Origin of the sequence: Paraburkholderia sp. BR14374 (assembly GCF_040948685.1) — a bacterium.
Classification (GTDB): domain Bacteria; phylum Pseudomonadota; class Gammaproteobacteria; order Burkholderiales; family Burkholderiaceae; genus Paraburkholderia; species Paraburkholderia youngii.
Genome location: NZ_JBFPKF010000014.1, coordinates 39747 through 51088 on the forward strand (window position 1 = coordinate 39747; position 11342 = coordinate 51088).

Annotated in this window: 6 protein-coding genes and 3 pseudogenes; 5 read left to right on the forward strand and 4 right to left on the reverse strand. The window is 60.5% G+C overall.

Annotated features, from left to right (window positions below):
- Positions 1-37: 37 nt before the first annotated feature.
- The 3 genes from AB3X86_RS26705 to AB3X86_RS26715 all read left to right on the forward strand — a co-directional run bounded on the left by AB3X86_RS26705 (position 38) and on the right by AB3X86_RS26715 (position 4430).
- A complete protein-coding gene (locus tag AB3X86_RS26705) occupies positions 38-1342 on the forward strand; it encodes an MFS transporter (RefSeq protein WP_368598327.1) in 1305 nt (434 codons plus the stop codon).
- Between the two features lie 641 nt (positions 1343-1983).
- Positions 1984-3648, forward strand: coding sequence for a hypothetical protein (locus AB3X86_RS26710; RefSeq protein WP_368598328.1), 1665 nt, complete (start codon positions 1984-1986; stop codon positions 3646-3648).
- 233 nt (positions 3649-3881) lie between these two features.
- Positions 3882-4430, forward strand: coding sequence for an aspartate carbamoyltransferase (locus tag AB3X86_RS26715; protein ID WP_368598329.1), 549 nt, complete (start codon positions 3882-3884; stop codon positions 4428-4430).
- Between the two features lie 279 nt (positions 4431-4709).
- Here AB3X86_RS26715 and AB3X86_RS26720 read toward each other — a convergent pair whose 3' ends face one another.
- The gene (locus AB3X86_RS26720) at positions 4710-5960 is read right to left on the reverse strand and encodes an aminotransferase class I/II-fold pyridoxal phosphate-dependent enzyme (protein WP_368598330.1); all 1251 of its coding nucleotides are present in this window, start codon (positions 5958-5960) and stop codon (positions 4710-4712) included.
- A 590-nt stretch (positions 5961-6550) separates the two neighbouring features.
- Positions 6551-7681: an IS110 family transposase gene (locus AB3X86_RS26725; RefSeq protein ID WP_368598331.1), complete on the reverse strand. Its 1131-nt coding sequence runs from the start codon at positions 7679-7681 to the stop codon at positions 6551-6553.
- Positions 7682-8056: 375 nt separating this feature from the next.
- Between AB3X86_RS26725 and AB3X86_RS26730 the strand changes: the two are divergent.
- A pseudogene (locus AB3X86_RS26730) lies at positions 8057-8235 on the forward strand (acyl-CoA dehydrogenase); the annotation flags it as partial.
- A gap of 25 nt (positions 8236-8260) precedes the next feature.
- Here AB3X86_RS26730 and AB3X86_RS26735 read toward each other — a convergent pair.
- A pseudogene (locus AB3X86_RS26735) lies at positions 8261-9090 on the reverse strand (CmcJ/NvfI family oxidoreductase).
- Between the two features lie 193 nt (positions 9091-9283).
- On the opposite strand from AB3X86_RS26735, the pseudogene AB3X86_RS26740 reads away from it, so the two are divergent.
- Positions 9284-10207, forward strand: a pseudogene (locus AB3X86_RS26740) (LLM class flavin-dependent oxidoreductase); the annotation flags it as partial.
- A gap of 60 nt (positions 10208-10267) precedes the next feature.
- On the opposite strand, the gene AB3X86_RS26745 reads toward AB3X86_RS26740, so the two are convergent.
- Complete coding sequence (locus AB3X86_RS26745) at positions 10268-11302, reverse strand: ABC transporter substrate-binding protein (RefSeq protein WP_368598332.1); 1035 nt, start codon at positions 11300-11302, stop codon at positions 10268-10270.
- Positions 11303-11342: the final 40 nt, after the last annotated feature.

The following is an 11342-nucleotide window of genomic DNA, read 5'->3' on the forward strand; positions in this document are numbered from 1 at the left end:
ATAAACATATATATGAATTCTTGAACGGAGATTGATTGTGAGCCAAACCATGCTTGCCGAGCAGGCTGTCGTGAAAAAGGTCGCCTGGCGGCTCATGCCGCTGTTGATCGTGATGTTCCTGATCGCCTTTATCGACCGGCAGAACGTCGGCTTTGCCAAACTGCAGATGGTGCATGCGCTGGGAATGTCGGAAGCGTCATATGGTCTGGGCGCGTCGCTCTTCTTTATCGGCTACCTGCTGTTCGAGGTGCCGAGCACGCTTGCGCTGCATCGTTTCGGCGCTCGCCTTTGGCTCGCACGCATCATGGCGACCTGGGGCGCCATTACCGTGGCGATGGCATTCACACATTCAACGGGACTCTTCTATGTGTTCCGGTTTGCATTGGGTGTCGCCGAAGCGGGCTTCTATCCGGGCGTCATCTTCTATTTGACGCTCTGGTTTCCGCAGAGTCATCGCACACGCATGCTCGGCTTCTTCACGCTCGGCAGCGCGCTCGCCAACATGCTCGGCTCGCTCGCGGGCGGCTTGCTGTTGTCGCTGGACGGCAATCTGGGTCTCGCTGGCTGGCAATGGGTGTTCGTGGCAACCGGTATACCTGCTGTCCTCGTCGCACTCGTCGCGTTGCGCTTTCTGCCTGAGTCCGTCGAACGCGCCCCGTTCCTGTCGAACGAAGAAAAGGCCCTGATGATCGCGGCGCTGCGGCGAGAGGCGCCGGCGCAAGCGGCCGCCGGGCATCCGTGGCGGGCGCTCGTCGACAAACGCGTGCTGATGTTCGCGTGCGGCTACATGCTGATGTCCACCTCGCTCTACGGCGTGACCTACTGGTTGCCCACGCTGCTGAAAAGCGGCGGCGTCTCGCATTCGTCGCTCAATGGCCTGCTCAACATGATTCCGTGGATGCTCTCCGCGCTGCTTCTGTTGTGGCTGCCCGCGAAGCTGAAACGCGAGGGTGTGGTGCTCAGGTCGATGGCGTTGGTTGCGGGCGTCGGCGTGATCGGCTTCGCGCTAAGTCTCGTGCTGCCGGGTCTGCCGTTGCAATTTGCCGCGCTCGTGCTGGGCGGCGCATGCATTCCCCTGCTCTATCCATGCTTCTGGTCGCTGCCCCCGCGATACTTCACGGGCGCCCGCGCTGCGGCCAGCATCGCGGCGATCAATTCGATTGGCAATCTCGGAGGCTTCTTCGCGCAGAACCTGATGCCTTACATAGGAAAGGTCGCGGGCAACGCAAGCGCTCCGATGCTGGTGCCCGTCGTCTGCCTGACGTTGCTCGGCCTGGGCATGTCGATCGCGTCGGCGCGAACCAAAGCGGGCGAGCGCGTGCGGATAGCGGCGCGGCAGTAAACCATCTTGAGACGCAGGTGCTGGATGGGGCATGGGCGTGCGTCGTTCACAGCGTCGACGGTTGGGTCAGCAACACGAGAAAAAATTCCCATAAAGGCCGACATGTTGTCGAGATGACTCCAACCGCGACGGTCTGGTGCCGGGTGCGAAGCCGACGCTTGAATGGCGATCTGCGCGTCGGCGGAACGACCGTAGTTGGCCGGGTCCTGCCGCTAGCGAACGCTGGCTCTTGGCCGCCGCCGTCCCGTCGGCGAGTGCACCAAGCCGACCCACTCCGGTCAGATTGCCTTCTCCACACCGGTCAGTCAGCTGAATTCAGTTTTTGTGAACCGGCGTGCCCCTAAGCAGCCGTTGGCGACTTCTCCCAATCGGCCACCAAGGGTCATCCGACCGAACCGTACCAGCGACATTGACGCGTCCGTTCCCCATCCGTAACCGGCCGTTCGATCCGTTAGTGAAAATGTGCAGCCGCCCAGGGTTTCCGAGCTTGTGGGCACGTAACGCCTTGACTAGAAAAAGAGTGCCCACCACTCACTCCCGTCGGAATAGTCCATGGCGCCCGGAGCCCTCGCCCACGACAATGTCATTGGGATGGGCATCGCCGTCGGGCCGCCTGGCACCACCGCTTTCGACGATCTCGCGTGAAATTTGCCATTCATCCTGCGGGGGAGATCAACATGTATCGCAAGCAACTAATAACCGCATGCCTGCTCGCGGTCCTCGCCTCTGCTCCCGCGCTCGCCCAGCACGAAGAACACCCCGCTGCGCTACCGACTGGCGGCAAGTTCGGCACCGTGAAGTTCCCCACTTCATGCAGCCCTGCGGCACAAGTCCAGTTTGAGAAGGCATTGGCGATGCTGCATTCCTTCTTTTATCCTTCGACACTGAAGGCGTTCGAGGCAGTGACCCAGATCGATCCGCAATGTGCGATTGCATACTGGGGCATTGCAATTGCCCAGCGTCCTAATCCGCTGGTCCCGCCGTTTGACGAGACGGCACTCAAGCGCGGATGGGAAGCTGCGGAGAAGGGATTGGCGCTGGATCCCAAGACCGAACGGGAGCGCGATTGGCTGCTGGCTGCCGAAGCATTTTACAAAGACTACGACAAAGTCCCACAAAGCCAGCGCACGTTGGCATACGAGCATGCGATGGCGCGCCTGACGCAGAAATATCCCGACGATATGGAAGCCGCGATTTTCTATGCGCTTGCGCTCAACGAGGCCGCGGACCCCAGCGACAAGACGTATGCCAACCAACTGGAGGCTGCAACGATCCTAGAGAAAATCTACCGCGAGCAGCCCGACCACCCCGGTGTCGCGCACTACCTGATCCACAGCTACGACTACCCGCCGCTCGCGAAGCGCGGACTGCCGTTTGCCAACAAATACGCGCAGATCGCCCCGGCGGCGCCGCACGCCCTGCACATGCCGTCGCATATTTACTCGATGCTCGGCATGTGGGATGCATCCATCAAATCGAACGAAGCGGCGCTGAAGGTGATGCAGGAAGAAGCCGCCAGAAGCTGGCCGGGCGCCACCCATACAGGGGCGCCCCATTCCTGGGATTTCATGGAGTACGCCTATCTACAGCTGGGCCAGGACGCGCATGCAAAACAAGTCCGCGATGACGCCAACGCTGCCACGAAATTTCCATTTGACCGACTGGCCGTCTACACGGCGCTGGCTGCCATCCCGGCGCGATATGCGCTCGAGCGCGGCGACTGGCAGGAGGCTGCCACGCTTGAGCCGCGTGGCAGCCGCTGGCCGCAAGCTGAGGCAATCACGTATTTTGCCCGTGCACTAGGCTGCGCTCGCAGCAGCAATGCGGACATGGCGCAGACCAATATCGACATGCTCATGCAGTTGCGCGCCAAGCTCGAAGAGGCTAGGCAACCATACTGGGCCGATCAGGTCCAGATTCAAATCCTCGCCGCCTCGGCGTGGCTGGATCATGTTCAGGGCAAGGACGATCAAGCGCTTAAGCAGATGCACGCCGCCGCCGATCTGGAGGATGGCAGCGAAAAGCAGGTCGCGATGGAAAACCGGCTTTACCCGATGCGCGAGTTGCTGGGCGAAATGTTGCTCGATCTGAAGCGACCTGCCGATGCGCTGAAGGAGTATGAGGCATCGATGCAAGCAACCCCGAACCGTCTGCGTGGCCTGTATGGTGCGGCGAAAGCAGCGGACCTAGCGCACGATAAGCAGAAGGCGCAACTCTACTACGCGAAGCTTGTCACGCTCACGCAAAACGCGGACACGGTCCGGCCGGAGGTACGACTGGCAAAGCTGTATCTCGACCAGCATTGACCGATGTACCTTGAAAGCTGTCGTTAAGGCGGTGTTGTATCGAGCGTCAGAAACCGGTCGGGCTGCTTCAGTCCGCTCCCGAAACTCGTCGCCCGAAAACGGTCACTGAATTCCGCGGCCCGTAAGCGGCCAGTCGGCAGTGCGTACTCCCGACCCTGAAGGGACGTTCGCCAATACCGGAAACGGACATTGAACGCTAGACTATGCGTTCTCTCTTTCGATTGGAGCAAACCATGTCGCGCCCGTCGGTGGCTGTTGTCGCGGTCTCAACCGCGGTCCTTCTCGGGATAGCTGTTCTTTCGTCGCCCGCCATCGCCGACGTTACGCCACGCCAGAGGGAAGTTGAGCAACACGGCACGGAGGTAATGCCGTTCTCCCTTGCGGCCACCACACACATCTTTACGAAGACGGCCAACGGCGGAACGCAGCAGGTCGTCACGAAGCATCATGATGCGAAGCAGGCCGCCATGATCCGCGGACACCTGGCCATGATCGCCCGGCAGTTTTCGGAGGGAGATTTCAATGCGCCGGTGCAGATCCACGGCAACGACATGCCGGGCCTAGCCGTACTACGTACCGCGAAGCAGGGTGAACTGACGATCCACTATCACGACTTGCCTGATGGAGGCGAAATCGTATATCACGCGGACGAGCCTCGCCTCGTCATGGCGCTACACGAATGGTTCGACGCCCAGTTGTCCGATCATGGCCACGACGCGATGGCAGGGCACGATCCAGGCATGATGCACCATCATCCCGCAGACGCCTCGACAGCGGAATAGATAGCGCACACGATCAGGATGCCAATGATTGGCCGGTCCGATTTCCCGCCCGGTCGGTGGCGGGTCAGCGCCGGACCTTTGACTTGTTACGAATTCAGAAGTGAGCGCCGAAGGGCCGCTTGTGGCCCGGTTCTGCCGCTAGCGAACGCTGGCTCTTGGCCGCCGCCGTCCCGTCGGCGAGTGCACCAAGCCGACCCGCTTGCGCCGTTGACCATTTCATGATCAAACGGCCGCAATAACGCGCACATCGGCCATTGGGAAAGGCACCGCGGGAGAAAGCTACGACACCGCCCTTGCGCCGATGCTTTCCATTACCGCGATGGCATGATCGATGTGCACCTTGGTATGTGCAGCATTCATCATGAAACGTAGTCGTGCTTGTCCGAGTGGCACGGCCGGAAACTGGACTGAGTCGACGTGGACACCTTCTTCACGCAGGACCTTGACATAACGCGCGCACAGTTCCGTCTCGCCGATCAGCACGGGGACGATTGCCGTCTCGGTCGACAACAGCTGGTATCCGAGCGGGCGGATACGATCAATGAAATAACGCTGGTTGTCCCACAGTTTTTGCCGCCGTTGCGGCTCTTCGGCCAACAGGTCGAGCGCAGCAAGTAGGGCGCTAGCCTGGTCCGGCGGCGGCGGGCAGGTAAAACCATAGGCGGAACTAGTAAGCCGGATCACGTCAGCCATATCGCGATCGACTGCCACGAACCCGCCAATGGCGCCAAATGCCTTGCTCAACGTGCCCATCTGGATGATATGGGGGCTGTAGCAACCGAAATGTTCCGAGGTGCCCCCGCCATGCTCGCCTAGTACGCCGGTAGCATGCGCATCATCGATATACAGGATGGCGCCATAGCGCTCGGCCAGCGCCACCAGCTCCGGCAGGGGGGTAATCGTCCCTTCCATGCTGAACACGCCGTCGCTGACGATAATTGGTGTGGTGCGGTCCCCCTTCTGCAGGAGCGACTCCAGATGATTCAGGTCGCGGTGTCGGTAGGTGTGCCGCAGTGCGCCGGACATCTGGATGCCTTCCCGAATGCTGACGTGATTGAACTCATCCGAGTAGTAAGCATATTTCCGGCGAGTCTTGGGGCGGTAGCCGTGTAAGCGCGCCAGCGTAGCGGCTTTGACCAGCGTCGAGAGCACGCCGAGATTGGTCATGTAGCCAGTCACGAACAGTACTGCGTCACTTTTGTGCTTGAGTGCACCCAGGCGTGCCTCGAGTTCGCGGTAGACCTCCAGATCGCCGCCCAGAAGGCGCGACTCGCAGTTACCGACGCCATAGCGATCAAGTCCCTGCTTGGCGGCAGCCACCAATCGGGGATGATTCGCCAGTGCCAGATAATTGTTCGAACTGAACGAAACGAATTGACGCCCATTTGAAATGAAGGTGGGATCCGGCAGTGTTGCGTGAACGTCAGATACGTGGTGAATAGTGTGGCTCTCCAGCCATTGGGCGATTTCGCTTAAGTCATGCATGATATTTTTCGTTTCGGCGCCGCCACGGATCGTGCGTGTGCGCATAGACGCGCGGCGCCTCGTCGTTGTCGCTGAGGCCGGTGGTCTCTGCTTACGCGCGGCGGCAACGTTAGTTGCGCCTTGTATGGTTGTCGTCGACGGGACAGGCGTCGCGATATGCCGGGAGGCGCGCGTATTGTAAACAAAATTTCCTACAGAATATTACGGGCATAAACCCGCACGCACGGTGCCTAGGGAAGATGGGCGGTTTTGCAGATGAGCAAGTGAAAAGATGAAGGTAATGCAGCAAGCCCTGCCTTAGCCGGGCAGTTTCGCCCATCGTCGCAATAAGGGCAGGCATCGAATAACCCGATATGACTTTCCTTGTCAATCGGGATGTGTGGGTCGCAGTGTTCGCATACGCAAATGAATTCCCTGAGGGCGACGTAGCAGTAAATCTCGACGGTGGATCATCCTGATATCCGCGGGTTGGTTACCGCATTACAGTGGACCGTCTCATGAGCCTGCCGCATTCTTAAGCCGCAAGTCGGATGTATCCGTTGCGGGATTATGCCGTGGGTTGCTCGAGTAGCCGGGCTACGCCGCCTTCAGGAAACTCGTGAATCTATAGGGGGGAGCGACGTGGTGTCTGGTAATCAGGTTCCCTCTCTACGATAAGGTATTGCGAGCGACATCGCCAGGCGCCCGATGTCCCAGATGAAACCCGACAGTTCGCGAGCGACGGCCACGACCGTGGTGTTGGCATGCTTGCCACGCGCGGCCAGCCGCCGATATCGGCGACACAGTCGAATCTGCGCGTCCCAGGCGCGATCGATGATGGGCTTGGGAATGCCTTCATGACGACGCTGAATGTCGGCGCTGACACGTGCCGGATGGCGGTAGCTCCAGGCGGCCTCCACAAGCAGCTTTCTTGCATAGCTATTGCCGGTCTTGGTGATACTCCCCTGCCGTCGCTTGTCACCCGAAGAGTGTTCCGATGGGGTGACGCCGAGCCACGCCATCAGTTGACGCGGATGCTCAAAGCGTGACAGATCGCCGAGTTCGGCGAGCATTCCAACGGCCGTTGTGAACTGCACACCGCGCATAGCCTGCAGACCAAGGACGGCTGGATAGAACCGCCAGTTTGTCACTGCCTCACGTAAGGCGGATTCAACACGCCGGCATTGCGCGAGCCGATCTTCAATCGTGCGCCGAAGTTCCTCGAACGCGAATTGTTGCCATTCGCTAGCGAACGCGTACTGGCTCACCCAGCGCCGGTGAGCTGGTCCCCAGTCGGCGCGACCGGTATACCGTACATCGTGCGCGAGCAGGAATGACTTGAGCCGCTGTCGCGCCTGCTTCAAATCGTCTTTGGCCGTCATCCATGCACGGGCGAGGTCGCGAAATGCCTCGTCCTCGATGGTTGGCACGTAGACAGCTGACAGGTCCCCGGCCCGTAGGGATCGCACAAGCTTGACGGCATCGCGCCGATCTGTCTTGACGCGCTCTCCGGGCTTTTGGGGAATCAGTGAAGGTGCGCACACCATGCAGTCGAACTCCTTCTGCACCAGTTGACGGTAGAGGCCGTAGCCACACGGCCCTGCCTCGTAGACAATCTGTACGTGTCTCGCTTTCGACTGAAGTCGCTTGCACAGGCGATCGATATCCGTCTTCGTCGTACCGGTCTTGCCGAGCAGTTCGACTTCGCCCGTGCCAAGCGCATAGGCAACCGTGATGGATTCCTTGTGAACATCCAGGCCGACGTACACCGTGCTATCGTTTTCCATGCTGGCCTCCGTGCCGGAAATCGCCGGGTGTGGCGCTGTCCACACCGTGCGGCTCTGGCAGAGATGCTAACCCGCGTTTGATTCCTCACGGCGGGCCAGCCTCTGCCTCACGGAAAGTCATAGTGTCTTAAACGCTTATCGCTTCTCGGGTCAAAAAACGGGCTTCGGGATTCAAACGGAAGCTTCCCTTCGCACCCGTCGGGCGTGGCAGGCAGCCTTTATCGCGCAGTTTCAACGCGCCGCCGACTGGCTCGCGGAACGCAAGATCATCAACTCGCGCATGAAGGTCGCAGATTACAGCGTCAAGGTTTAAAAAGGCTCGCGCATGGGCGAAATAAAAATGGCTAACGGCGGACCGCGACTTGTTTCGCCGTCAGCTGGCTCATCGATCTCGGCTGAGGCTCCGTCGTCCCCCGCGCGGGCGGGCTGGACCGGCACTGGCGCATATCAAGCTCATCGCTTCGCACAATCCACGCCTTTACAAGGAGAAGTCGCTCGGGCAAAGCGCATTGACAGGTCAGCTTCGGCCGACGGGCGGCTTTTTCTGCGTTTGAACTCGTACGGCGGTTCCGCAAACGCTCAGAAGAACAGTAGCGCGCGCAGTTCGATGCTTCGGCGTGGCTGCGCATCAAGCGGCGAGGACGGATCATCGAACGCCGTGTGTGCAGTCAGCCGTGCGACATCGTCGCCCGCCGAATCGTAGATTTTCAGCAGCAGCACTTCGTCCGGCGACATCAGCGGAAAGTAGTACCAGCGGTGCCGCGGGTTGAACACGAACGCATACGTCTCGCGGACCTTGTCGCGAAAGATGAGGTCCGACGGCACGAGGTCATTGAGAGAGATGCTGCGCGAATCGCACAGTGCGAGCGGAGACGACTCGACTCTCCCTCCGATCGGCCGCCACAGATTGACGATCGCGACGCGGCCTTTCAGCAGATCTTCCGCCTCATGCGGTGGAAGATGATCGCGCACGCGGCGCGGGCCCGACAGGAAAGTCTGATCGTTGTGAATGAACTTGACGGGTTCGCGCACACCGTCGGCCCGCTCGGTCCGGCCATCGCGCAGCGTGTGATCGAAAATCACGGTGCGCTTTGCGCCCGTGCCCGTTTGAGCAGCGTTTCAGACTCCGGGTAATAAACGCGTTCGATCGCCGTCGGGTCGGAAAAATCGTTCAATGCACTTGGGTGATGGTGTAGTTCGAAGCCGTTACGATCGAGCGACAAACCACCCGGCGGCGGCGCTATGCGCGCGTTGCTGACATTCACGCGCTGCGTCCGGTAGACGCCGCTACGCAACGGCGCACCATCGGGCGGCTCATACGCATAGGTGGCGGGCTTTTCGCCGTTCGCAACCAGATAGTTCAACGCGGCCTCGACGACGGCCGGCTGCTCGATAACGATATCGTTCATTGCCTGCGCTCCATAACGGAGATTCGACACGCACCATTCACTTGTTTCGAGGAGCAGAGAGACTATCTGGAAGGTTGTGCATGCTAACGCTGCCCGCGCGCCCACCGATCTAATTTCTACCGATATGGTATTGCATGAAAATCATTGAGTTATTGCGCATTCGAGCGCGTCGCCCGACGGCTTTCAGATCGCCTCGTTCGTCGCGCAACAGACGAAGCGCCTCGGCATCCTGCTCGCGCATCGTCCGGGCTTCGTCGCATCGACACTCGCGGCACGTCAGCTTGCTACGCTCGATCATTTCAGCGAGGGACGCACGGCCGTCCATATCATTTCGGGCGGCGACGACATCGAGCAGCAGCGCGACGGCGATTTTCTGTCGCACGACGAGCGCTATCGGCGCACGGACGAATATCTCGACGTCGTCAGGCGTTCATGGACGAGTGAAACACCGTTCGATCACGAAGGCGGTTACTATCGTGTCGCGGGTCACAAGTCACAGATCCGTCCGTTGCAGCAGCCGCATTTGCCCGTGTATTTCGGCGGCTCGTCGGACGCCGCAATCGAGGTCGCGGGCAAGCATGCCGATGTGTATGCGCTGTGGGGCGAATCGCTCGCCGCCGTCGAAGAAACGATAGCGAAGGTGCGCCAGTCTGCTGCGCGCCATGGACGGGAAAAGCTCATCCGCTTCAGTCTGTCGCTTCGCCCGATCATCGCCGCGACGGAAGAGGCCGCATGGGCGCGCGCCGAGTCGATTCTGGAGCGTGCGAAGGGTGTCGTCGCTGCCTCGCCGAATTTCACGCGCAGACCAAAGGAGCCGAAGAATGTCGGCGCATTGCGATTGCTCGCTGAGGCGGACAAGGGAAGCGTGGTCGACACGCGTCTGTGGACGGGAATCACCGCACTCACGCGGGCAGCGGGAAATTCGACGTCGCTTGTCGGCACACCGCAACAGGTTTCCGACGCGCTGGTCGAATATCACAAACTTGGAGTAACGACCTTCCTCATTCGTGGATTTGATCCGCTCGAGGATGCATTGGCCTACGGGCGTGATCTATTGCCGCTCGTACGCAACGCGGTCGCAGATAGGAACCGGACGCGAGAAGCCCTTCCCGCTTAGCTCATTTTCCGCACTCTGCGCAAACGCAGCGCGCCGACGCCGGCGCGCTGCGTTCCTCCATCAAGCCAATACGTCGGCAAACACCCGCGTGGCAAACCGCTCCGAGTTCGTCCCCGAATTCAACACGCCTACGGATTTCAGATCGTCGGCGTACAGCGAGATCTCTTTCTTGAAGGCATCGCCCACGGGATGATGGTGATCCGTGTGGCTCTTCAACATCTCCGTCAGTTGCGCGACGTTCGCGCCAGGCGCATTCGGCGCGAAGATCGCCGCGGCCTCGGCGGGATGATTCGCGGTCCATTCGGTGGCTTCCAGCAAGGCCTGCGTCAGCGCCTGAGCCGTCGCGCGGTCCTTGCGGACGAGGGAGCCACGAACGCCTAGCACACAACACACGCGGTTCGCATACTCGCCGCACAGGTTGTTCGACACTTCCTGCAGATGATCGGCCACGCGCAATGTCCAGATGGTCGGGTCGCCATCGGCGATCGCGTGCACTTCACCCTTCTTCAGCGCTTCACCCAGCAGCGGCGCCGGATACTGGCGCCAGTGCACGTCGTTGTCGGGATCGACGCCGATCTTCTTCAGCGAGACCGCGAAGAAGTTCTTTGCCGGGCTCGCCATGTCGCTCACGCCGACAGTGCGGCCCTTCAACCCTTGCAGATCGACGATGCCCGATGCGCGCGTCGCGAGCAGGCGCATGCAGCCGCCGTGGATGCCCGCCGTCAGCTTGACGTCGAATCCCTGCTCCAACGGCTTGATCCAGCGCAGCGCCATGCCGACGCCCGCGTCGGATTTGCCCGTAGCGATCGCTTCGAGTAGCTGGTCGGTCGAACCCGCGAAGTTGATCAGTTCGACCTGCAAGCCATGCTTGCGGAAAAACCCCTGCTGCACGGCGACGGGCACCGGCGCCGTGCAGATGGCGCCCGCATTCCATGAGAGTTTCAGCGGTTTCAATGCTTCGTCGGCGGATGCGCGCACGCCGGGCAGTCCGAACGTCGCGCCGCCGAGAGCCGCAGCGCCTACTGTCCATGCCGTGTTGCGCAGCCACGTGCGGCGCGCCGCGTTCGATGGTGTGTTGTCGCCTGAATGCTTCATCGCGTGATTTCCCCTAAGTGAAGTTGTTTTGGTTAGCGCC